The following is a 22,392-nucleotide window of genomic DNA, read 5'->3' on the forward strand; positions in this document are numbered from 1 at the left end:
AGGGACTGAGTGAATTTGGCAAACAGGCTTACCATAGCAAGAATTTGTATGCTTCCATTTTTTACTTTATTTATGGAATTAGGCGGATTCTATAATAGTGTTTTAGCACTAGCTGTTTTTTGTGCTGCATCAATTACGGATATGCTTGATGGGCAGATAGCTAGAAGAAGTAAAACCATAACATCTTTGGGAATATTTTTAGATCCTATTGCTGATAAGATGTTAATATCTGCTGCTTTTATATATTTTGTTAATATTCCTATGCTTGGCATTGCCGTATGGATGGTTATTATCATAATTGCTAGAGAATTTATAATTACAGGACTTCGTTCCATAGCTGCAGCCAGAAATATAATGATACCTGCAGACAAGTCTGGAAAATGCAAGACTGTATCGCAGATAGTCGTAATTATAGTAATAATGGTGATTTTAATAGCGCGCGAAGCGCTTTTTGAGTTTACGGGGCTAACTCCTGATACTCTTAGACTTTATGATTTCGGATCTTATACCGCATTGTCGCTTATAATGGAAAAGATGCCCTTTTGGACAACTTTTGTTGCCATCGTGCTTACGGTTTATTCGGGCGTAAAATATATATTGAGATACAGAAAACTGTTCAGTGAAAATGGATAAAATAGTGATATTTTTTTCTTCGGTTTTTGGTTTGGGTTATATAAAATCCGCTTCGGGTACGTTCAGCAGTTTGGCCGGCATTTTGTTTTGGGCGTTATTTGTGACGGATATTTATATATTTCAGATTTTTGTGCTTGCTGCAATGTTTAGCATTTCGGTTTTATTTTCCTCACTTGCCGAAGATATTTATAATAAAAAGGATGACCTGAGAATAGTCATAGATGAAGTTACGGGAGTATGGGTTTCGGTTGCGTTTTTGCCTAAAACTTTTATGTTTTTATTTTTAGGCTTTTTATTGTTTAGAATATTTGATATAGGAAAGCCGCTATTTATAAGAGAAGTTCAGAAAGTAAAAGGCGGACTGGGAATTACCATAGACGATGTGGTAGCAGGAATATTTACGAATATAATATTGCAGGTTTTAAGATTTGTGGCATATTGAACTTTTTTCTTTTGATTTAGTGTTGACATTTCAATTACGCTGTTGTTGATTGGTGTCAGACTGCGTAGTGAGCGGGATAATTAGCCGCATTCGATGTTTTGCAGTCGATCATCAAAAATATCAAGAAGATTTTGTATTTTTTCTTTGAATTCTTTTTTATCTTCACTGGTTAATGTTATTGTTGGTTGTTCTATTTTACAGAAGTCAAAGAAGTTATTGTTGTGTTTTATTCTAAAATCCAAGTGCGCTCCTGTGGCAAAACCTGTCATACCTACGTATCCTATAACCTCTCCTTGATTTACTCTTACGCCTTCCTTTATCCCTTTTGCGTATTTTGAAAGATGTGCGTAATATGTTTCATAATTGTTTGGGTGTTTTATGACAACTAAATTACCGAACTGTTTGGTACTCTCTACTTTTTTCACAATTCCGTCCCCGACAGTCGACACGGGCGTCCCAAAAGGAGCAGCGTAATCCGTAGCCAAATGAGATTTTACGCATTTTAATATCGGATGGATTCTTTTTGTTGTAAAGTTCGAACTTATTCTTTTAAATTGCAGAGGAGCTTTTAAAAATACACTTTTTATAGATTTGCCATTTTCGTCGAAATATCCGCTTCTTGCGTTTTTTTGGTTTAAAATAAAATGCGTTATAGGTTTTTAAAGGTGTTTTATACTGAGCTGCGATAATTCTTGATGACAGCTTTTTATTTTTTTTGCTTATATTTTCTACTTCGTACACAATTTTAAAAGCGTCATCTTTTTTTGCCTTTCTAAGAAAGTCTATATGCCATGAAAATATGTCTGTAAAAGAGGTTATTATTTCCAGCGGTATGTTTTGAGATTTCATTGCTGCCCACAGGGAAGAATTGATAATCCCTTGCGCTTTATGTTCTGTTATGGTTGTTGAAAATTTTTTCTTTTCTGTTTTTATGACGCCGTCTGAGGATTTGGTTATTAAGCAATATGAAGTACCTGTCGGATAATACAAAAAGTCCGTCCATTCTCCAGTTCTTGAATCGTAAAATATTTCGTAGAAGTCTCCCGGTAAGCAACGGTTGATATTTAAGACTTTTTTTAATTCTCTTATGATATCGCTTGAATCCTTTGGAGGGAGTCTTGTATTGTTTAATGTTAAAGAGAAAGAATCGCCGTGTTGAATTATTACTGTTTCTATATTGGGATTGTGGTTATCCGTAGCAGCTGTATATTCAGTGCTTGAAGTGTTTTTTTTGGCGATTAACATAGCGACAATGAAACAAAAAATACATAATAACATGAAAGTTTTCTTTGAAAAAAAGTTCATAATGTAATTATTATATCAGATTTTAAGTTTTTTGACAATAGCGGGAATTTATGGTAAAATCAAGCCTTCAATCGGGTATAAAACGCCCGGATTTTCGGGAGAAGTATAATGGCAGAAATAAAAGCATTTCAGGCGATAAGATATTCAAAAAAGTTTATTACAGATTTTATATGTCCGCCTTATGATGTTATAGATTCCGAAGAAAAAAAAAGGCTTCAGGAACTTTCGCCCTTCAATATAGTAAATATTGAGTTGTCCGATCCCGGAGACAAAAGTGACAAATATAAAAATGCCGCTAGTTTATTTAATGCATGGCAGAACAACGGCGTGCTTGTGCGCGATAAGGAACCATCTTTGTATTTTTATGAGCAGATTTTTGAGGTTTGCGGAATTGAGATGACGAGGAAGGGTTTTTTTGCGGCTTTGAAACTTGACGAGCCGTATTCTGAGAAAGGTTTGGTGAAGCCGCATGAGAAAACGCTCGCAAGATCTAACGCCGACCGACTGAGACTTTTGAAAGCAACAAAAGCAAACATCAGTCCTGTTTTTTGTTTGTTTGAAGATGAAAAACTTGTTGTTACGGATATCTGCAGGAAAATAGCGAAGAGAGTGCCTTCGGCAACAGTAAGAGATAAAAAAAGGACATTTCATAAGTTGTGGGTTGTCAGCGATGAAGACATAATTAAAACGGTTGAAGAATATCTATCGGACAAAAAAATATTTATAGCGGATGGACACCGTAGATATGAGACCGCTTGGGATTACAGTCAGGAGATAAAAGAAAAAAATGAAAATTATTCTCCGACAAAAGGATATAATTATGTTTTAGTTTATTTGTGTCCAATTGAAGACCCGGGAATTTCAATTTGGCCTGTGCATAGAGTTATTAAAGCGCCTGCAGATTTGGAATCAAAGATTGAAAAATATTTTGATGTGCATCCGGCAAAAAATTTTCATAGACTTTCTAAAAAAGAAATTCAACCTATGATAATTTTTAAAGACGGCAGATACAGGGTTTTAACGATAAAAAAAGAGGCATTTCTTAAAAAGGCTATGCCCGGAAAAAGCAAAGCCTATAGAGATTTAGCGGTAAACACTCTGCATTATATACTTATGCCGAAAACTGATGCTTCAGAATTCGCTTATGTAGAAAACGATAAAGAGGCGGTTTTGCTTGCGCAGAAAACAGGAAGAATTGCAGTTATAGTTCCGGCTACGACTGTCAAATCTTTAAAAACTGTCAGCTTAAATAACGAGATGTTGCCGCAGAAATCAACATATTTCTATCCGAAACTTGCAAGCGGAATAGTGATAGCCAGTTTAGCATAAATATAAAGGATATCATAAGTCTTGGCAATAGATATTTTTTTAACGTTAACTGTAGTTCTGGCAGTTTGGCTCGGCTGGTTTGCGGGTTTTACAAGAACTTTTTTTGCGTTTCTTGCGGGCTTTTTAGCAGTTTTTGCCGCAAGTAAGTATCCGCATCAGAAAGGACTAAATTTCTATTTAGTATTTGTAATAACTGCACTGCTCGTTATTATGTCCGGCGGGTTTACGTTGAGACTGATCAGTTTCTTCTATCTGAATATTTTAGATAGAATCGGCGGTGCCGCATTAGGCGCCTGCATTTGGCTTGTAGTATCCGTCAATATAATAATTCCTGCGGTGTTTTGCGGGACTTATATGTCGTGCGGCCAATCGCACATATATAAGACCGTTTCCCACGTAATGCAGTCTGAGGTTCCGGTGTTTAAAGATTACATTTCGCAGTCGCTTGGAAGAATAATGATAGAATGCCGAAAGTAAAATCTAAGGAGATATTATAATTATGAAAAAGTTAAAATTAGGTTTTCCGAAAGGAAGCCTTCAGAACGCGACGGTTGAATTATTTAAAAAAGCAGGCACAAAAATAAGTATATCGTCGAGATCATATTATCTGATATCAGATGATGATGAGTTGGAAATAATGCTTGTGCGTTCACAGGAAATGGCAAAATATGTCCAGGATGGCTTTTTTGATGCCGGACTTACCGGTTTTGACTGGATTTGTGAAAGCGGTGCAAAAGTCGAGGAAGTGTGTGAATTGAATTATGCAAAATCGGGATTCAGATCCGTAAGGTGGGTTTTGGCAGTGACTGAAGATTCAAAAATCAAATCAATAAAAGATCTGGAGGGAAAGAGAGTTGCAACCGAACTTATAAATTATACAAAAAAGTATTTTGCAAAAAATAAAATTAAGGCGGATATAGAGTTTTCATGGGGTGCGACGGAAGCTAAAGCAGGTAAGCTTGTTGACGCAATAGTTGAACTTACTGAAACGGGCTCATCTTTAAGAGCGAATAAGTTGAGAGTAATCGACGAAATGTTTTCTTCAACCACGAGATTTATTGCAAATGACAAAGCATTAAATGATAACTGGAAAAAAGAAAAAATTGAAAATATGGCAATGCTTTTAAAAGGGGCACTTGCGACAGAAGGGATGGTAGGTTTAAAGATGAACGTTCCTCTTAAGTTTTTAGAAAAAGTTATAGTTGTTCTTCCCGCGCATAAAAAACCTACGATATCGCAGTTAAGCGATCGTGAGTGGATTGCTCTGGATATTATTATAGAAGAACGGACTGTTAAAAAAATAATCCCCGCGCTGAAAAGATCCGGAGCGGCTGACATTATTGAGTACCCGTTAAATAAGATAATATATTAAAGAACAGTAAATTCTTTGAGTATTTTCAGATGACAGCGGTGGTGTGTGTTGCCTGATAATGACGTTTTACGTTTTTGTGATATCTTCTGTCAGTAGTAAAATGTTGGATTTTAAGTGAACGGATATACTCTTAATGTTCCATATTCCTGTAATGCCTTTAGAAACATCGCGGTATTTAATTGGTAAACCCGGCGGTTTATATGTTGATTGTACCTTCGGTGGTGGTGGACATGCTTTGTATTTGCTTGATAAATTCAAAGACATTAAAATAGTTGCTTTTGACTGGGATGAAGACTCTTCAAAAAGGTTTATTGAAAGAGAAAAAGAGTTTAGCGGAAGAGTAACTTTTATAAGAGACAATTTTAAAAATGTAAAAAAAGCTTTGTCCGCTTTAAACATAAGTAAAGTTGATGGCATTTTAGCCGATATTGGCGTTTCTTCAAAGCAGTTTGGCGATTTAGACAGGGGATTTTCGTTTAATTCTGGCACTCTTGATATGAGAATGGATAAAAGAAATGGTTTTGAGGCAAAGGAAGTTGTTAATTCGTATTCGTATGAAGATCTAGCTGATATTTTTTATAAGTACGGCGAAGAGCGCAAGTCAAGGCAAATTGCCTCCGCAATTCTTTTGCGCAGAAAAAGAGGTATAATAAACACAGCGTCAGAACTGCAGACTGTAATATGTTCTGTGAAAAGACCGGAAGGTAGAATAAATCCTGCAACAAAAGTTTTTCAGGCTTTGAGAATTTTTGTAAACAGCGAACTTGAAAATCTGGCAGTTTTATTATCCGATGCTCCGGAATTGTTGAACGCCGGCGGCAGAACGGTGATAATAAGCTTCCATTCTTTGGAAGACAGAATTGTAAAACAGAACTTTAAGCGGAATTCCGAGTGCGGAATATATAAAATACTTACGAAAAAGGTTGTTACGGCTTTAAAGGAAGAGGTAAAAATCAATCCCGGAAGCAGAAGTGCAAGGATAAGAGCGGCAGAGAAAACAAGTGTATAAATCGTTTTTAGCATTTATATTGATGATTTTAAGTGTCTTTATTTTCCTTTGGCAGCAGAATACTTCTACTAGATTTGCCTATAAATTAAGTAACTTACAAACGGAATATGATAAAATCAGTTCGGAAAATAGGTCTTTGCAGATGAGAATTAATTCAATACTTGCTCTTGATAAAATGCATAAAATTGCCGAAGAAAAAAATCTTTCCATTCCAAATGAAAATTCCATAGTTTACATTGATTAGGGTTTTCCTGAGATGGTGAGAAGAAACAAAAAACGAATTAGCAGAAAGACTGTGTTGGTATTGATAATACTAGCAGTCTTTTTTCTTTTATTTGCAAAGCTTGTATATGTGCAGATTTTTTTGCACGGTAAAATAAACGAAGCAGTTAAAAGGATGGTAAGTCGTAAAAATATTAAAATCTCAAAACGAGGAGATATTTTGGATTCAAGAGGAAAAATTCTTGCTTCAAGCATAGAAAAATATACTGTTTTTCTTGATCCGAAAATAATAGAAGATTTTGATAAGGTGAAAAGTATTTTGTCCGAAAACGGAATAAAAGTCAAAGAAAAAAGTTTAAATGAATTCAGGAAAACGTCTTATGTTCCCGTAGTTTTTAATATTGATGCCGATGCTGTTGATAGAATTAAAAATGAGAAATTAAAAGGTATTGGATTTGAAAGCAGATATTTAAGGCAGTATCCGGAGGGCAGACTTCTTGCACACATTCTTGGAATAATAGGATCTGATGGAAATGGGCTTGAAGGTATCGAGAAAACCTGCAATGAGTCTTTGTCTGGAGACAATATTATGACTAGAGCGATAAGAGATGGGCGTGGGTGCATAATACAGGATGAATTTATCGATAAAACAAGAATATGCGGACGAAATGTTAAACTCAATATAGACAGGACCCTGCAGTTTATAGCTGAACAGGAACTTCGGAGAGCTTTTGAGAAGTATAAAGCAAAAAAGGCGATATGCATAATTCAAAATCCTAAAACCGGAAAAATTCTTGCAATGGTTTCTCTGCCTGATTTTAATTCTTCAGATAAAATTAAAGATTTAGGAATTTTAAGAAATTCAGCCATAAGCGATATTTATGAGCCAGGATCGACTTTTAAAATTGTTGCCGTTGCTGCGGCTTTAGAGCTGGGGAAAGTAAAATTTACGGATAGTTTTTATTTGGAAGACGGAAAATATAAAATTGCTGGACATACTATAAAAGATGACCACAAAATTAAAGGCAACGCATCTTTAAGTGGAATTATGGAACAATCATCAAATATAGGTATGATAAAAATTGCGCAAAAACTTGGAAGCGGAAACTTTTACGGATACATAAGAAAATTCGGTTTTTACTCTTTAACTGGCGTTGATTTGCCGGGAGAGGCAAGAGGTCTTTTAAAAGATGTTAAAAACTGGAATGCTTTATCTTTACCTGCGATTTCTTTTGGACAGGGCATAGGAGTTACGGGGCTTCAGATGATAAACGCTTTTTCTGCGATTGCAAATGACGGAGTGTTAATGAAACCGCTTGTAATAGAAAATATAGGAAAAGCTGATGCTGATACTAAAGCGGCATCGACTGAAAGTGCGATAGCTATGCATGCGATGGGGACTAAGGAAAAGACTGGTAACGGAATGGCAGAGGGTGTTTTTGAACCAAAAGAAATAAGAAGAGTTGTTTCCATTGAGACTGCCCGCAGGGTAAAAAAACTTTTAAAAAGTGTCGTGGAGTTCGGAACCGGCAGAAGCGCAAAAATTTCGGGGTATACCGTAGGCGGAAAAACCGGTACGGCGCAGAAAGTTGATCCTGTATTAAAAACTTATTCTGCAAAATATTATACTGTTTCATTTTGCGGTATGGTGCCTGCTATGGAACCAGAAATTGTCATACTTGTTATTATTGACGAACCTAAAGGTAGCAGTTATTATGCGGCTTCGGTTGCATCTCCTGTTTTTGCAAACATTGCCAAAAGAGTGGCGGAGTATTTGGGCATTAAAAAAGATGATAAGAATGAGTCGTCATTTTAGATATGAACGGGCAGTCTGTTTGCCTGCGTGTCTGGTTGCTGTTTTTCTGAATAGAACGTGCTTTCAAAGTAAGAATTCTAGAGATATCCTTACTTTTCTACTATAAATTTTATATATTGGTTAAGAAAACAATAATATTGCCGCATCGCAAAGAGCTGATATATTGGAATATAAAAGGGATATGGTAGCAAGAGGTCATAATCCGTCGACGATTGCGGTTATCTTAATTTCAGTAAAACTGTTTATCAGATAAGGGAAAATATGCTAATGTTGCTGACTATGTTAAAGCTTCGAAACAAGATAAGGGACATAAAAAGGATTATTTGGCAACTGAATATATACAGATAATCTTAAACAAGATAGACCTCAATGCGATGACGGAAAAAGAAATTATGCATTAATGTTGCTTGCATTAACGGGCGGATTATGTACGATAGAAATAAGTCGTACAGACGTTGTAGGCATAAGAATAATTGGAAATTCTGAAGTATTATGTATATACAAGGAAAAGATAAAGCTAAAAAGAATGATTATATTAAGATTACCGTAAAAACAGCTGAAGCAATAAGAGAATATTTAACGGTGAGGAATGTATATAAGATCTTTGCCAGTCCATTATTTGTAAGTCATTTAACCCACAACACCGAAAGCAAAATGACCTGGAAGCATAAGTAGAATTATCAAAGAAAGAATAATAGACGCAGGATTTAATAGCGACGAGCGATTGAGACGACGCACAACTATAACATTAAGTCTTATGAATGGCTCGACGTTGCAAGAGGGTAAGGCATTCAAGCACAAAGAAAAGATATATGCACACAATTTAGACAAGTTTGCAAGCACTTGGAAGTAAGTATTGAACAGACAATATTTGCTTGCAAGTGGGACTGGGGGGGGATGAGGAGGTAATAATAGGAATAACGTCTAGAGCAGTGTGTGTAGGAGCGATATATGTTTTATTTGTGAAAAAGAAAGAAACGAAATGAACGTAAAATTTATAGGTTTGTTTTTTGGGAATAGTTGGTTGTTTAAAAAATATTGTATGTTTATTGAAAATTATAAATGAGGATTTAAGAGAGTAGTAATGAAACTGAAAAAAGGACGTCCAGTATTGAGTAAGAATAGAGTTATTATGGGAGTTTATATTAACCCGGTAAATCTTAAAAATTTAAAAAGCGAAGTAAAGAAAAACAAAGTCACAACATCGGCAATGTTAAGAGGACTATCTTGAAAAAGACTTGCGAGCAAGAGGGGGTGTATTATAAGATAAAGGAAACAGAAATAAAACCGAAACTGACACCTCTTAACTTGTTGTCAGGAATGCATCGTGAGTTAGTTAAAGTGATGTGAAAAATTAAGTGGTTTGATGATAATATTTTAACAAAACGGTATAATGAGTGTTGGCAACCAAGCATAATTTAAAATATTGAAAAATTAATATTATTAATAAGTAGGTTCATAAGTTTATTAAAAGGAGAAGTAAAATGGGCTTTTTTGACATAATTAGTCTTATTATTGTTGTACCTGTTGGGCTTGTAATTTGCCTGATGACAGTATCTGAAAGGTTTTTCCTTTTTTGTATAGGTAAAATGAACAATGCGGCAGTAAAATAAAAACATTTTGTCATAGTAAAACCTGCTTGCGGTTCGCAGAAAATAGAAGTAGTTAGCTTATATATGAAATAGAAAAAACGATGAAGAAACAAAAAGAATTAGAGCCATTTTTTACATTTAATAATGCTTGTCTTTTAAAGGAAGTGTTCTTAGTATATCTAATTTTAAAAAGGAATTTTGTGATTTAATTATTACATCTAATATGATATTGGGATTGAATATAATTCAAATAATGATGTTTTAAGTTGTGGGGATTTAATATTTACCAAAGAATGATTAACAATTGTTACTATTGGACGAGAGATACTGGACGTTTGATACTAAATATTCCTCTTGATAAAAGCAAAGATGGACAAAAAAGCGTAGACAACATCACTGGCAAATTTGCTATATAGGAAACGAACAACACTAGAAATAGAAACAGTAAGGGCAGTAGGTCGAATTACGGTTTTTAATTGGTAGTTTATTTAATTTGAAGAGATTAAGTAATGAAATTAAGAGAACTTTTGTCTGATGAAAGTGCGTTTGTTATAGGCGATGAGGATACCGAAGTGTCAGGAGTGTCGTATGATTCGAGAAAAATAGAAAAAGATTATGCCTTTTTTTCGCTTCCTGGTCATAATACCGATGGCAGAAAGTATATTGCCGAAGCAATAGCAAATGGAGCTTCCGTGATTATTACTGATTCAAAATACGATACTAATGACGTGGCTCAAGTTGTCATTAAAGATATTTTTCGTTTTATGTCACTTTTTGGTGCTAAGTTTTATAATTATCCAGATAGAGAATTAAATATTATGGGTATAACCGGCACAAACGGCAAAACGACGGTTACTTATATGATTGAAAGTATACTTGCAAATTCAGGCATCGAATGTGGAGTTATAGGCACGGTTAATTATAGATATAAAGGTAAAGTTATTGAAGCAAACAATACAACGCCGCAGTCTTTAGATATTTATAGAATTATGAGAGATATTTCAAACAACGGTATTAAATATCTTGTAATGGAAGTGTCTTCACACGCTTTAAGTTTAGACAGGGTTTACGGAATAGAGTTTGACACAGCCGTTTTTACAAATTTAACGCGTGAGCATTTGGATTTTCATAAAAATATGGATAGATATTTTGAGGCTAAGTCCGCACTGTTCAAAGAACTTGGAGCGGGCAAAAAAAATAATAAAAAGTGCGCTATAATTAACGTTGATGATGAATACGGCAGAAAACTTTTAAAAGTGGGGATTAGTGCTGAAATAAAACTCTATTCCGCGATAGAAAAAAATGCGGCGGACTTTAAAGCCAGCAATATTAAGGTTACAAATAAAGGAGCTGTGTTTAACTTGGTTTTTTGTAACAAAAGGGCAAGAATTAGAATAAAACATATAGGTGTGCACAACGTTTACAATGCTTTAGCGGCTTTGGCTGCCGCCGTTTGCAGCGAAATCTCTTTTGAGAATGCCGTTGAAGGATTAAATAATTCCAGCCGGGTGCCCGGCAGACTTGAAAAAGTTAATACGATAGGACTGGGATTTGAGATAGTCGTTGATTATGCGCATACTGATGATGCTTTAGAAAGTGTTTTACGAGCTTTGAAAGATCTAAATCCGAAAAGAATTATAATCGTTTTTGGTTGCGGTGGTGATAGAGACAGAGCGAAGAGACCCTTGATGGGGAAAATTGCTGTTGAAATGAGTGATTTTGTTTTTGTAACATCTGACAATCCGAGAACAGAAGATCCGTATCAGATAATTTTAGATATAGAAGTCGGAATAAAGAGAGCGGGCAAAAAAAATTATAAAGTTGTAGTTGACAGAGAAGCGGCAATAAAAGAAGTTATTATGATGGCAGATAAAGGCGATATTATTCTGCTTGCCGGAAAAGGGCACGAGACTTATCAGATTACGAGTGGTGGAAAAGTTCATTTCAATGATGTTAAAATTGCTGAAAAGTATATTGATTTAAAAAAGAAACAAAAAATTGCGGCAAAACAAACGGGACAGAGGGAGTTTATCTTTTAGTGGAAACGTTTTATCTTAAAGATTTAATGCGTGTTGTCGGCGGAAAATTTGTAAAGGGAAATCCCGGATTTTCCGCAAATGGTGTTTCGATAGATTCAAGAACAATAAAAAAAGGTGAAGTATATTTTGCAATGCAGGGTGCTCGCTATGACGGACATGATTTTATAAAAGAAGCGATTAACAAAGGCGCAGCCGCCGTAGTATGTTCAAAAGATAAAATTGATTTCGTAAAATCTTTTCCGGATTCTGTTTCAATAATTAAAACTAATGACACGCTTATTTCTCTTGGAGAATTTGCAAAATCATATAGAGCGAAATTTAAAAGTATAAAAATAGCTGGCATTACGGGATCAAACGGCAAGACCACTACAAAAGAAATACTGGTTTCGATTTTTAATAGAAAAGGACGGACGCTTTCAAATAAGGGCAATTTTAATAATAGAATAGGTATTCCTCTTTCAATATTTAATTTAACTTCAGATATTGAGTATGCTGTTTTTGAAATGGGGACATCTTTGCGCGGTGAAATTAAAATATTGTCTGACATTTTAAACCCGGATGCCGGTATCATTACAAATGTAGGGTTTTCGCATTTAGAAACTTTTATTTCTCCGGAAGGTGTATTTGAAGAAAAAAAAGTTTTGTTTGATAATGTAAAAGAAACAGGATTTATTGTTATAAATAATGACGATGAGTTTTTAATGACAGCGCCTCAATATGTCAGTCGCAAAATTATTGCGTTTGCTTTGGATGTGGCTGCGGATGTCTGTGCAAAAAATATAAAGTTATATTCTAATAAAATGGATTTTGAAATTTTTTATAAGGAAACCTCGGTGAAAATTGCAATGCCTGCAAAGGGCAGGTTTAATGTGTCAAACGCTTTAGCCGCAGTCGCCTGTGCAATCGGATTCGGATTTTCTCTTGACGAAATAAAATGCGGTATAGAAAATTTTATGCCGCCCAAAATGAGGATGGAAACTCTAGTAACAGGAACGGATGTTGTTTTGATAAATGACGCTTATAATGCAAATCCATCTTCTATGAAGAAAGCAATACAGGCAGTACTTCAGTCTTACAGCGGAAAAAAGATTAATCTTGTGTTGGGCGATATGCTTGAACTCGGCGATAAATCAGCCGATTATCATTCTGAACTTGGGAAGTTTATCAATGCTCATGATGTAAGTTCCGTTCATCTTTTGGGCGAAATGAGTTTTTATACAAAAGAAGCTTTAAATACTAAAAATGTTTTTCATTCAAGGAATTCTGATTCTCTTTTGACTCAGCTTAAGCAGATTCCTGCCGAAGACGATTGCGTATTTTTATTTAAAGCATCAAGGGGTATGAAACTTGAAAAGATTTGCGCAGAGTTTTATAATATTTTAGAGCAGAGAAATAAATAGTGCTGTATCATGTCTTTTACTGCTTAAGTAGTATATTTACACCGTTTAATATTTTCCAATACATAACTTTCCGCGCTGGCGGTGCCATTTTAACAAGTCTTTTGATTTGTTTTGTTGCCGGACCTTGTATTATCGAGAAGCTAGAAAATTTTAAAATAAAACAAATAGTGAGAACAGACGGTCCTGAGACGCATTTAAGCAAAAATGGTACTCCGACTATGGGTGGCTTGCTTATACTGCTGTCGGTAGTTGCATCGACGTTTTTATGGGCGAGACTTGATAACAGATTTATTCTCTGGCTTTTAACAGGAACTTTATGGCTTGGTTTTTTGGGATTTTGCGACGATTATTTGAAACTTAAGAAAAGAGATTCAAACGGACTCTCGGCAAAAAGTAAGATTTTTGGTCAGACGGTTTTTGCCGCCGTTCTCGCCGCATATTTAAATTTTTCCCCGTCGAACCCAGAATTTGCAACGTTAGTAAACGTTCCTTTTCTTAAAGGTTTTTTTATAAATTTTTCCTTTTTGTACGCGTTATTTGTGATTATTGTAATTGTAGGCAGTTCAAATGCCGTAAATTTAACGGATGGTCTTGACGGACTTGCCGTAGGCAATATAACTATTGTAGCTTTTAGCCTTACTTTGTTTGCATATTTTGCCGGACATTCCCAGATAGCAAATTATTTAAAGATTATTAACGTTTCCGGCGCTGGAGAAATATCAATTTTTTTGTTTGCAGTGGTGGGATCGAGTCTTGGTTTTTTATGGTATAACTCACATCCGGCGGAAATTTTTATGGGTGATACCGGCAGTTTGTTTCTAGGTGGAGTGCTTGGTATGGTGTCTCTGTTTATAAAGCAGGAACTTGTTTTGGTTCTTTTAGGCGGTGTTTTTGTTATTGAAGCACTTTCAGTCCTTATACAGATATTTTACTATAGAAGAACAGGTAAAAAAGTATTTAAAATGTCTCCGCTTCATCATCATTATGAAATGCTTGGACTATCTGAAATGAAAGTTACGGTAAGATTTTGGATAGCAGGCGTGATTTTGGCAATACTTTCTTTTGCATCGCTTAAAGTGAGGTGAAAAGTATATGAAAAAAAATATAGGGATTTTGGGTCTTGGCAAAAGCGGCGTTGCCGCCGCAAATCTTGCCGTAAAATTAGGATATAATGTTTTTGCAAGCGACAGCAAAGAAAAAAAAATAAAAAATTTGAATAAAAAAGTCATAAAAGAATTTGGCGGGCACTCAGATAAAGTTCTGAATTCGGATGTTATTATAAAAAGTCCCGGAGTTCATTCTAATATCCCGATTTTAAAAAAAGCTCGGAAACAAAAGATTAAGATTATGAGTGAACTCGCTTTTTCTCTTGAGAATTCTAAATATAAAAAAATTATGGCTGTTAGCGGCACCAACGGTAAAACTACTGTAACTGATTTAATTTCAAAAATAATAAAAGCAGCGCATAAAGATTCAATAGTGTCGGGGAATATAGGTTGCCCTTTGGCAGATAAAGCTTTGAAAACTACAGAAACTACATTTATTACGATGGAACTTTCAAGCTATCAGCTTGGTGATACTCCTGATTTCAGACCTGCCATATCGGTATTGTTAAATATTACTCCGGACCATCTCGAATATCACAAAACGATGAAAGCGTACCTGAGGGCGAAAGAAAATATATTCATAAACCAAAGGGACGGGGATTTTACGGTGATAAATTATGACGATACAATTTGCCGAAAAATATTTGAAAAAACTAAAGCGGCAGTAATTTTTTTCAGTAAAACCCCTTTGAAAAAAGGAGTATTTTACGACAGCGGAAGCATAGTTATAAACGTTAAAGAAAAACATTACGTAATAAAACCTAAAATTAATATTGTCGGGACGCACAATATAGAAAATATTTTGGCGGCAGTAGCGGCATCTTATGCGGCGGGAGTAAAACCCGCGGTTATAGAGAAAATTGTTTCAAAGTATAAAGGCGTAGAACACAGAATAGAGTTTGTGAAAACTTTAAATGGCGTTGATTATTACAACGATTCAAAATCGACAAATATTGATTCCACTAGAGTTGCCCTTGAATCTTTTGATAAAAATATTTTGATTATCATGGGCGGACGCGATAAAGGCGTTCCTTATACTCCCTTAAAAGAACTTGTGAAGCAGAGAGTTAAGTTAATTTTTCTTATAGGTGAAGCTTCTGATAAAATCAAAAAAGATTTAAACGGAGCGTCTTTTGTTGACTGCGGCAATATGGAAAATGCTGTAAAACAGATATTTAGAACTGCTGTCAGAGCTGATATAGCTTTGCTTTCTCCCGCTTGTGCTTCTTTCGATCAGTTTGAAAACTTTGAAGAAAGGGGTAAAGTGTTTAAAAAAATGGTTTTAAGTTTAGGGAGTGGTGCCATAAGCTGAGATATGGACAACTTTCCGCAGTGACTTGCCATTTTTTATAGCTGTTTTTGCAATAGAATCATAGTAGTCTTGTTGTTTGGCTGAAAAGTAAAAATTTTGAATAATTATGCGATAGTATAATAAAGTATGTAACGGCAGAGTAAAAGGAGAAGTCAGGAAATGAGAGAAGCAATACATCCTAAATATGAAGAAAGCACGGTTTCATGTGTGTGCGGTTATACTTTTAAAACCCGCTCGATAAAGCCTTTAATAAAACTGGAAATATGTTCAAACTGTCATCCATTTTTTACCGGCCGGCAGAAGCTTATAGATACGGCGGGTAGAGTTGAAAAATTTCAGAAACGTTTTGCGAAAACAATGGGAAAAACTATAGTAAAAAAGAAAACTGAAAAGAAAGTTCCGGTATCGAGAAAAACTTCGGTGAAAATATTCACTATTTCACCTAAAAATGCAAAAATGGACCCGAAGAAAAAAAAAGAAACTAAGGGTAAGTAGTTTTCAAAGATAATATTGCAACAGAACATTTTATGCGTATTTAAAGATTTTGTCATATTTTTATGGGTGATAAAATTATGTTTTTAGAAAAATTGAAATTGTTAAATAGTATATTTGAAGAAGTTGAGAGTAAACTCAGCGATTTGTCTGTTATTTCAAATCAGGAAGAATACAGAGAACTTACAAAACAGCACTTTTATCTTCGCCCTCTTGCCGAAAAGTATATTCGATATTCAAAGCTCTTAAATGAAATAAAAGATGCCGAAGAGTTACAAAAGTCGAAAGATGCTGAAATGAAAGAGATAGCTTTTGCCGAATATAACAATCTTATTGAGAAACGGAATCAGATGGAAAATGAAATAAAAGTTTTGCTTATACCGACTGATCCAAATGAAGATAAAAATATTATTGTAGAAATCCGCGCGGGAACTGGCGGCAATGAAGCCGCTTTGTTTGTAGGCGATTTGTATGGAATGTATACAAGGTTTGCTGAGAGAAACGGATGGAAATACGAAATTTTAGGTTCAAATCCTACGGGACTTGGCGGTTATAAAGAAGTTGTATTTGAAATAAACGGCGGCAAGGTATGGCGTTGTTTTAAATTTGAAAGAGGCGCTCATAGGGTCCAGCGAGTTCCTGAAACCGAAGCGTCTGGAAGAGTTCATACGTCGGCGGCGACTGTGGCGGTTCTTCCCGAAGCGGAAGAAGTAGATGTTGAAATAAAAATGGAGGATTTGAGGATTGATACTTATAGAGCCTCCGGAGCAGGTGGGCAGCATATAAATAAAACAGATTCAGCAATAAGAATCACGCATTTGCCTACAGGACTTGTCGTTTCATGTCAGGATGAGAGAAGTCAGATAAAGAACAGGGCGAAAGCGTTTAAAGTTTTGAGAGCAAAGATTTATGAACAAAGAATCTTAGAACATGAAATGCGGCTTTCAAGTGAGAGAAAGCAGCAGATTGGTTCCGGCGACAGGTCAGAAAAGATAAGAACGTATAATTTTCCACAGAATAGAATTACGGATCATAGAATAGGATACAGTGTGTATAATATCACTGAGGTTATGGATGGGAATTTATCAGAGCTTGTCAATAAACTTATTAAAGCCGATATAGAGTCTAAACTTAAAGAAAACAATATTTAAATGTTTGGCGACGGAAATGTTTATTCTTTGCTGAAAAGAGCCAAAAGATTTTTGGAATCAAAAGGGCTTTCTGAGCCTGAATCTGATGTTGAAGTTCTTTTAAGTTTTGTTTTACAGACTAAACGTTCAAAACTTCCTCTTATGAGAAGTCAAAAACTCACAGATATACAAGTATTGCAATATGAAAGATATATTTTAAGACGTTCTAAAAGAGAACCGGTGGCTTATATAATGGGGCTTGCCGGGTTTATGGATCTTGAATTTAAGGTGAATAAAGATGTTTTAATACCGAGGCCTGAAACTGAAATTTTAGTCGAAACTGCATTAAAGATTGCAAAAAAAGAAAATAAGAATTCGGTGCTGGATTTATGCACGGGTTCTGGTTGTATAGCTGTCAGTTTGGCAAAACTCGGTAAATTTAAAGATATTATGGCTTCGGATGTAAGCGGCAGCGCTCTTGAGATTGCGAGAGAAAATGCGCGGAGCAATAATGTTCTTGATATAAATTTTGTTAAAAGCAATGTTTTCAGCGGAATAAGCGGTAAAAATTTTGATATTATTATTTCAAATCCGCCTTATGTTTCGCATGAAGAGTATGATGCTTTAGAACCCGAACTTAAGTATGAGCCCGAGATTGCTTTAGCAGCTGATGACAGTGGCTTATTTTTTTATAAGAAAATAGCAGGTAAAGCCGGCAGATATTTAAAGGATAACGGATTTATTTTGATTGAATTAAATGCATATAAAGCTGGTGAAATAAAACAAATATTTTCAACCTGCGGTTACAAAAATATTGAAATAGTCAAAGATTATGCGGGATTGCCGAGAATGTTAAAAGCAGAATCTAATTTCCTGATGGGGAATTAATATCAATAGAATATTTAGAAAAGGTGGAATTTAGTCTGTTAGACTTTAATGGTTTTCATTTTTTTCACAATATTATTATAATTGCATTTTAGCGCGACAAAGACGGCTTTGGCAAAAGACATTGCCTTTCACACTCCCCTTTGAGGTAATAAAAGAAGACTTGACGAGAAATAAGGTTTAGTTGCTTAGATGTTGCCGGACTATCCGGAAAAAATATATTTGCCGCGATACCATTTGGGTCAGTTAAGGCTTGAATATCAATCGGACGGAATACGTCATCTTGTTTCAATATTATTCTGTATGATTAAATTTGCGACATTGCGTTTAATATAGGTAAAGTTATAGAAAAAAGTAAATGATAAAAATGGAAAATGTTCATAAACAGTTTGGCGTTAAACTGTGGAGTAGATCTTGAAGTCCGCGATGGTGAGACTTTGGTTACTATAGGTTCTTCCGGAACTGGAAAAAGTATTTTATTAAAAAATATAGCCGAACTTATGAAACCCGATACTGGTTCGGTAAAGATTGACGGAATAGACATAACAAAATGTTCTGCTTTCAATTTACACGAAATCCAGAAAAAATAGGTTATGTATTTCAAGAATCCGCTCTTTTTGATTCGCTTACTATTTTTGAGAATGTTGCATTCGGTTTAAGGATTCTTACTTCGCTTGGCGAAAGCGAAATAAAACAGAGAGTTGCGCAGAGTGTCTTACAATGATGGAATTGGGGAATATTGAACACTTAAAGCCGCCTGAACTTTCATGGGGAATGAAGAAGAGAGTCGGACTTGCAAGAGCTATTGCATATCAGCCGCAGCATATTTTATATGATGAGCCTACTACAGGACTAGATCCGATAAGGGTTGACATAATAAGCGGTTTAATAATAAGTTTGAGAGAATATCTGCGGATTACTTCGATTGTCGTAACGCATGATATGAAATCGGCATATAAAATTGCAGATAGAATAATGATGCTCTATGAAGGTAAAATTATTTTTAGCGGTACGCCGGAAGAGGCGAGAGATACTAAAAACGAATATATAAGGCAATTTGTGGAAGGTTCAAGTCACTGGCCGATAATTTATGATAGAACTTTTGAAATGGAAAGAATATGAACAATCAGCTCAAACTTGGAATTTTTGCCGCTATAGGATTTTTTGCGATAGTTGTTTCAATTGTTTCAACCGGAGCGTTTACGCTGACAAAAACTTATCATGTTTATGCAAAGTTCGACAATATTTCGGGTCTCACGCGGAAAGCCAAAGTTAAAATAGCTGGTGTTGAAATAGGAGTTTTAAGAGGTATTTCTTTGGACGATTCAAAAGCAAAATTAAAGCTTTTAATAAGGAAGAACATTGTTTTATACCAAAATGCTTCCGCGCACATTGCATCTATGGGAGTTATTGGAATGAAATACATTGAAATTATTCCGGGAGATGCAAGCTTTCCGAGATTGAAAAAAGGTGATTATATATCGACGGTGCAGAGACCCTTTATTGAAGATACTTTCAATAATATCGTTAATAAAATTGCTAAAGCGTTGGACGACGACAAGGAAAGAGGTGATATGATAGAAAATCTTGCCGCAGCATTATGTTCTCTTAAGCAAGTTTTAGATAATCTGGCGGCGCAGAACAATTAGATTGCGGCAATGTTAAGCAACTTTTAATAAATTCTCAATTGATGTCGCAAAAATTTCTATGCAGAATAAGCAGGATTTAAGAGATACAATATCATTTATCAGAAATATTTCAGATAAAGTAAACGTATTAATTGCCCGCATATATGACGGCAACGGACCGTTGCAGCTCTTATAAATGATGAACAGATAAGTGTAAAGACTTAAAAGAAACAATAACGTCTGCAAAAGAGGACTGCCGGCAGTCTCAATGATGTAATCGGAATAGTTGACAGATTACAGTTCGGCTGCTGGGATTATACCGGGGGATATAATTTTAGAGATGAGAAATACAAAAACAATATCGGCGTTAGAATAGTGCCGGACAACAATAAGTTTTACTATTTGGGAATTACAAACAGCGTTTATAACCGCTCTGCGGCTGATAAAGACAAAAAAAATGCTGTGAACGCTCTTTTGGGGGATTCATAATATCAACAAAAGCAGAAATTTACGGTGGAGTGATGAAGGTTTTGGATATTCGTTATGCGTTATACGCTGAAAGTTTATCTGAATGGCATATAACTTCCAGAGAAATAAACGCGGTCTGGAAATTGATGCAGGCATAAGATTTGGAATAACAGAATGGGAGGGGGGCTCTATGCCGGAGTTGCGATTGAAGATGTTTTGCATAAAGTATCGCGTGTGTATGCCTTAGGGTCGATGGATAAAAGTTTAACGGCGCTGCTTAGAATTATAGGTATTACCGCCGTTGCTTTGCGGTAAGCGTTCACTATCATCCTCTCTTCTCGTCAGTCAGTATAAGAACTTACTGCAAGAGGATATTTAAACAAGTGAAAAAACGAAAAACAAGGTTTTTGTGTCAACACTGCGGTTATGAATCTGTCCAATGGCTTGGCAAATGTCCTTCTTGCGGAGCGTGGAACAGTTTTGCGGAAGAAAAGTTTTCATTGCCTGCCAGAACAGGTTCTCTTTCAAGACAGCTTACCGGATTTTCCTCTGAAGTTTTAAAATTAAAAGATATTTCAGTCAAAGATTTTTCAAGATACCAAACTGCAATAAAAGAATTCGACAATATGATAGGCGGAGGAATTGTACCGGGATCTTTAATACTTTTAGGCGGAGCGCCCGGAATTGGAAAATCTACGCTGATGTTGCATATATCGGATTCTTTAAGCGATAGCGGGACGGTTCTTTACATATCAGGCGAGGAATCCCTTTCTCAGGTTAAAGCGCGCGCTGAACGCCTTAAAGTAAAAAAGGATAATATTTTTTTAGCTTCTGAAACAAATCTTAAAAATATTATAGACGCCGTAAATAAAATAGATCCTAAGTTTCTGGTTATAGATTCAATTCAGACAACTTATCACCCCGATCTTTCAAGCGCTCCCGGCACAGTGGGACAGGTGAGGGAAACTGCGGCAGAGCTTTTAAGAGTCGCAAAATCAAAAAGTATTGCCGTGTTCCTTTTAGGACATGTTACAAAAGAAGGCGACTTGGCAGGTCCTAGGGTTTTGGAGCATATTGTCGACACAGTGCTGTATTTTGAGAATGAACGCCGACAGACGTACAGAATTTTAAGAGCATATAAAAATAGGTTTGGACCTACAAGTGAAATCGGAATTTTTGAGATGGACTCTTCAGGACTTTCTGAAGTTTCAAATCCGTCGCTTATTTTTTTGGGAGAGCGTGCTGCGGAAGCTGCTGGAAATACTGTAACTGTGGCAATGGAGGGTACAAGACCTATTCTTTTGGAAGTTCAGGCTCTGACTGCAAGAACTACTTTTGGCATACCTCGCAGAATGGTTTCCGGATACGACGCAAACCGTATTACAATTCTTATAGCAGTTTTGGAAAAAAGACTGAATCTTCCGCTTGAAGTGCAGGACGTTTTTATAAATATAGCAGGCGGCGTAAAGATTAAAGAAACCTCTGCAGACTTAGCTGTTGCTTGTGCTATAATGTCTGCCAATTCTGGTTTTATATGTCCTAAAGATATTATAGTTTTCGGCGAGGTCGGTCTTGCCGGTGAAGTTCGTTCCGTAACTTTTACTGCGGAAAGACTTTCCGAAGCGGAAAAGCTCGGCTTTAAAAAAGCAATAATACCGAAAAGCAATTTAAAAAATTTGTCATATAAAGGTAAAATCGACGTGCTTGGAACAGAAACGCTAAGAAGCGCAGTCAAATTTTTAAGAAATTGAAGCTTTAAATGAGCGTTTTCCGCAAAGATAAAGATTATTTTATTAAAAAATTTGCTTTTGTTTTTAATTTGCAATCAAACCTCAATAGCGGATACTCAAGAAAAAAACAGAGAGACAAGTTATTCTCCACAGTAAATAGTTTGTGAAATGGAAATATGTTGATGATTTGATAAAACAAGACGGTATTTTTCATATTTTTGCCAGCAGCGATGTGCTGGAAGTTATGAGCAGGTTTTTTAAGGTTGTAAATTCTCAAGTCATTGCCAAAGGACAATTCCCTGAACAAAAGATAATGGTTAAATGTAGAGGAAATTTAAATGAGAAATGATATTCCCGTACAATTTAGATTTAATATCTTAAAACCGAGAACAATGAAGTTATTATTTGAAAAAATCCCGCAAACTAAAAAGTTTAGCGATAAGATTTTCGTTTATGTCGTTGCAGACAAACGATTTGGTAGT

General features: G+C 35.6%; 25 protein-coding genes and 1 pseudogene. 23 read left to right on the forward strand and 3 right to left on the reverse strand.

Translation table 11 applies throughout. The annotated features are described in order from the left end of the window. Window positions 1–9: 9 nt before the first annotated feature. Both pgsA and RSTT_RS01295 read left to right on the forward strand, forming a co-directional pair. Window positions 10–633, forward strand: a complete 624-nt coding sequence (gene pgsA / locus RSTT_RS01290) for a CDP-diacylglycerol--glycerol-3-phosphate 3-phosphatidyltransferase (RefSeq protein WP_096525393.1) — start codon at window positions 10–12, stop codon at window positions 631–633. Next, entirely contained in the window at window positions 626–1,075 is a 450-nt protein-coding gene (locus tag RSTT_RS01295) for a phosphatidylglycerophosphatase A family protein (RefSeq protein ID WP_096525394.1), read from the forward strand. The genes pgsA and RSTT_RS01295 overlap by 8 nt, the downstream gene beginning before the upstream one ends. An 80-nt stretch (window positions 1,076–1,155) precedes the next feature. Here the strand turns inward: RSTT_RS01295 and RSTT_RS01300 are convergent, their stop codons facing one another. Together RSTT_RS01300 and RSTT_RS01305 are read right to left on the reverse strand one after the other, a co-directional pair. Beyond that, complete coding sequence (locus RSTT_RS01300) at window positions 1,156–1,560, reverse strand: M23 family metallopeptidase (RefSeq protein WP_172412807.1); 405 nt, start codon at window positions 1,558–1,560, stop codon at window positions 1,156–1,158. 64 nt (window positions 1,561–1,624) lie between these two features. Further along, window positions 1,625–2,320, reverse strand: a complete 696-nt coding sequence (locus RSTT_RS01305; protein WP_149030000.1) for a hypothetical protein — start codon at window positions 2,318–2,320, stop codon at window positions 1,625–1,627. 168 nt (window positions 2,321–2,488) lie between these two features. On the opposite strand from RSTT_RS01305, the gene RSTT_RS01310 reads away from it, so the two are divergent. The 14 genes and pseudogenes from RSTT_RS01310 (at window position 2,489) to prmC (ending at window position 18,087) form a co-directional block, all read left to right on the forward strand. Then, window positions 2,489–3,709 carry a DUF1015 domain-containing protein gene (locus RSTT_RS01310; protein WP_096525397.1) on the forward strand — a complete coding sequence of 407 codons (1,221 nt, stop codon included), beginning with the start codon at window positions 2,489–2,491 and terminating at the stop codon, window positions 3,707–3,709. Window positions 3,710–3,730: 21 nt separating this feature from the next. After that, on the forward strand, window positions 3,731–4,186 hold the full coding sequence (locus tag RSTT_RS01315; RefSeq protein WP_096525398.1) for a CvpA family protein: 456 nt from the start codon (window positions 3,731–3,733) through the stop codon (window positions 4,184–4,186). A 22-nt stretch (window positions 4,187–4,208) separates the two neighbouring features. Continuing rightward, window positions 4,209–5,081, forward strand: a complete 873-nt coding sequence (gene hisG / locus RSTT_RS01320; protein ID WP_015423187.1) for an ATP phosphoribosyltransferase — start codon at window positions 4,209–4,211, stop codon at window positions 5,079–5,081. A 133-nt stretch (window positions 5,082–5,214) separates the two neighbouring features. Continuing rightward, on the forward strand, window positions 5,215–6,090 hold the full coding sequence (rsmH, locus tag RSTT_RS01325; RefSeq protein WP_015423188.1) for a 16S rRNA (cytosine(1402)-N(4))-methyltransferase RsmH: 876 nt from the start codon (window positions 5,215–5,217) through the stop codon (window positions 6,088–6,090). A gap of 295 nt (window positions 6,091–6,385) precedes the next feature. Then, on the forward strand, window positions 6,386–8,128 hold the full coding sequence (locus RSTT_RS01335; RefSeq protein ID WP_172412808.1) for a peptidoglycan D,D-transpeptidase FtsI family protein: 1,743 nt from the start codon (window positions 6,386–6,388) through the stop codon (window positions 8,126–8,128). Between the two features lie 1,084 nt (window positions 8,129–9,212). Next, a complete protein-coding gene (locus RSTT_RS06050) occupies window positions 9,213–9,359 on the forward strand; it encodes a hypothetical protein (protein WP_158302771.1) in 147 nt (48 codons plus the stop codon). 253 nt (window positions 9,360–9,612) lie between these two features. Then, a complete protein-coding gene (locus RSTT_RS06740) occupies window positions 9,613–9,741 on the forward strand; it encodes a hypothetical protein (RefSeq protein WP_269457765.1) in 129 nt (42 codons plus the stop codon). A gap of 488 nt (window positions 9,742–10,229) precedes the next feature. Continuing rightward, window positions 10,230–11,759, forward strand: a complete 1,530-nt coding sequence (locus RSTT_RS01345) for a UDP-N-acetylmuramoyl-L-alanyl-D-glutamate--2,6-diaminopimelate ligase (RefSeq protein WP_096525401.1) — start codon at window positions 10,230–10,232, stop codon at window positions 11,757–11,759. Then, entirely contained in the window at window positions 11,759–13,159 is a 1,401-nt protein-coding gene (locus tag RSTT_RS01350; protein WP_096525402.1) for a UDP-N-acetylmuramoyl-tripeptide--D-alanyl-D-alanine ligase, read from the forward strand. Before RSTT_RS01345 ends, RSTT_RS01350 begins: the two co-directional genes overlap by 1 nt. Beyond that, window positions 13,159–14,244, forward strand: coding sequence for a phospho-N-acetylmuramoyl-pentapeptide-transferase (mraY, locus tag RSTT_RS01355; protein ID WP_096525403.1), 1,086 nt, complete (start codon window positions 13,159–13,161; stop codon window positions 14,242–14,244). The genes RSTT_RS01350 and mraY overlap by 1 nt, the downstream gene beginning before the upstream one ends. Window positions 14,245–14,251: 7 nt before the next feature. Further along, window positions 14,252–15,577, forward strand: coding sequence for a UDP-N-acetylmuramoyl-L-alanine--D-glutamate ligase (murD, locus tag RSTT_RS01360; protein ID WP_096525404.1), 1,326 nt, complete (start codon window positions 14,252–14,254; stop codon window positions 15,575–15,577). 159 nt (window positions 15,578–15,736) lie between these two features. Further along, a pseudogene (gene rpmE, locus RSTT_RS01365) lies at window positions 15,737–15,970 on the forward strand (50S ribosomal protein L31); the annotation flags it as partial. A 179-nt stretch (window positions 15,971–16,149) separates the two neighbouring features. After that, window positions 16,150–17,220, forward strand: coding sequence for a peptide chain release factor 1 (prfA, locus tag RSTT_RS01370; RefSeq protein WP_096526000.1), 1,071 nt, complete (start codon window positions 16,150–16,152; stop codon window positions 17,218–17,220). Next, entirely contained in the window at window positions 17,221–18,087 is an 867-nt protein-coding gene (gene prmC, locus RSTT_RS01375) for a peptide chain release factor N(5)-glutamine methyltransferase (protein ID WP_096525406.1), read from the forward strand. It begins immediately after the preceding gene. Window positions 18,088–18,175: 88 nt separating this feature from the next. On the opposite strand, the gene RSTT_RS06055 is transcribed toward prmC, so the two are convergent. Then, window positions 18,176–18,376: a hypothetical protein gene (locus tag RSTT_RS06055; RefSeq protein ID WP_125266977.1), complete on the reverse strand. Its 201-nt coding sequence runs from the start codon at window positions 18,374–18,376 to the stop codon at window positions 18,176–18,178. An 82-nt stretch (window positions 18,377–18,458) separates the two neighbouring features. Here RSTT_RS06055 and RSTT_RS06745 point away from each other — a divergent pair, with 82 nt between their 5' ends. The 7 genes from RSTT_RS06745 (at window position 18,459) to RSTT_RS01395 (ending at window position 22,259) form a co-directional block, all read left to right on the forward strand. Next, entirely contained in the window at window positions 18,459–18,674 is a 216-nt protein-coding gene (locus RSTT_RS06745) for an ATP-binding cassette domain-containing protein (RefSeq protein WP_149030001.1), read from the forward strand. 130 nt (window positions 18,675–18,804) lie between these two features. Then, window positions 18,805–19,206: an ATP-binding cassette domain-containing protein gene (locus RSTT_RS06750; RefSeq protein WP_149030002.1), complete on the forward strand. Its 402-nt coding sequence runs from the start codon at window positions 18,805–18,807 to the stop codon at window positions 19,204–19,206. Then, entirely contained in the window at window positions 19,203–19,733 is a 531-nt protein-coding gene (locus RSTT_RS01385) for an MlaD family protein (protein WP_096525407.1), read from the forward strand. The genes RSTT_RS06750 and RSTT_RS01385 overlap by 4 nt, the downstream gene beginning before the upstream one ends. A 261-nt stretch (window positions 19,734–19,994) precedes the next feature. Further along, window positions 19,995–20,201 (forward strand): hypothetical protein, encoded by a 207-nt coding sequence (locus tag RSTT_RS07250; RefSeq protein WP_501037340.1) that lies wholly within the window; start codon window positions 19,995–19,997, stop codon window positions 20,199–20,201. Between the two features lie 153 nt (window positions 20,202–20,354). Further along, complete coding sequence (locus RSTT_RS06065; RefSeq protein WP_172412809.1) at window positions 20,355–20,495, forward strand: hypothetical protein; 141 nt, start codon at window positions 20,355–20,357, stop codon at window positions 20,493–20,495. Between the two features lie 68 nt (window positions 20,496–20,563). Then, window positions 20,564–21,931 (forward strand): DNA repair protein RadA, encoded by a 1,368-nt coding sequence (radA, locus tag RSTT_RS01390; RefSeq protein ID WP_096525408.1) that lies wholly within the window; start codon window positions 20,564–20,566, stop codon window positions 21,929–21,931. Between the two features lie 142 nt (window positions 21,932–22,073). Beyond that, entirely contained in the window at window positions 22,074–22,259 is a 186-nt protein-coding gene (locus tag RSTT_RS01395; protein ID WP_096525409.1) for a hypothetical protein, read from the forward strand. The last annotated feature ends 133 nt before the right edge of the window (window positions 22,260–22,392 follow it).

It is taken from the genome of Candidatus Endomicrobiellum trichonymphae (assembly GCF_002355835.1).
Lineage (GTDB): Bacteria > Elusimicrobiota > Endomicrobiia > Endomicrobiales > Endomicrobiaceae > Endomicrobiellum > Endomicrobiellum trichonymphae.

Excerpts from the sequence above, each read along its gene's own strand:
- RSTT_RS01310 (WP_096525397.1), top strand. The coding sequence starts at position 2,489 with ATGGCAGAAATAAAAGCATTTCAGGCGATAAGATATTCAAAAAAGTTT.
- RSTT_RS06065 (WP_172412809.1), top strand. The coding sequence starts at position 20,355 with ATGGGAGGGGGGCTCTATGCCGGAGTTGCGATTGAAGATGTTTTGCAT.
- RSTT_RS06050 (WP_158302771.1), top strand. The coding sequence starts at position 9,213 with ATGAAACTGAAAAAAGGACGTCCAGTATTGAGTAAGAATAGAGTTATT.
- prfA (WP_096526000.1), top strand. The coding sequence starts at position 16,150 with ATGTTTTTAGAAAAATTGAAATTGTTAAATAGTATATTTGAAGAAGTT.
- RSTT_RS01345 (WP_096525401.1), top strand. The coding sequence starts at position 10,230 with ATGAAATTAAGAGAACTTTTGTCTGATGAAAGTGCGTTTGTTATAGGC.
- RSTT_RS01305 (WP_149030000.1), bottom strand. The coding sequence starts at position 2,320 with ATGTTAATCGCCAAAAAAAACACTTCAAGCACTGAATATACAGCTGCT.
- prmC (WP_096525406.1), top strand. The coding sequence starts at position 17,221 with ATGTTTGGCGACGGAAATGTTTATTCTTTGCTGAAAAGAGCCAAAAGA.
- RSTT_RS06745 (WP_149030001.1), top strand. The coding sequence starts at position 18,459 with ATGTTCATAAACAGTTTGGCGTTAAACTGTGGAGTAGATCTTGAAGTC.
- RSTT_RS01295 (WP_096525394.1), top strand. The coding sequence starts at position 626 with ATGGATAAAATAGTGATATTTTTTTCTTCGGTTTTTGGTTTGGGTTAT.
- murD (WP_096525404.1), top strand. The coding sequence starts at position 14,252 with ATGAAAAAAAATATAGGGATTTTGGGTCTTGGCAAAAGCGGCGTTGCC.
- RSTT_RS06750 (WP_149030002.1), top strand. The coding sequence starts at position 18,805 with ATGATGGAATTGGGGAATATTGAACACTTAAAGCCGCCTGAACTTTCA.
- RSTT_RS06740 (WP_269457765.1), top strand. The coding sequence starts at position 9,613 with ATGGGCTTTTTTGACATAATTAGTCTTATTATTGTTGTACCTGTTGGG.
- hisG (WP_015423187.1), top strand. The coding sequence starts at position 4,209 with ATGAAAAAGTTAAAATTAGGTTTTCCGAAAGGAAGCCTTCAGAACGCG.
- RSTT_RS01385 (WP_096525407.1), top strand. The coding sequence starts at position 19,203 with ATGAACAATCAGCTCAAACTTGGAATTTTTGCCGCTATAGGATTTTTT.
- rsmH (WP_015423188.1), top strand. The coding sequence starts at position 5,215 with ATGTTCCATATTCCTGTAATGCCTTTAGAAACATCGCGGTATTTAATT.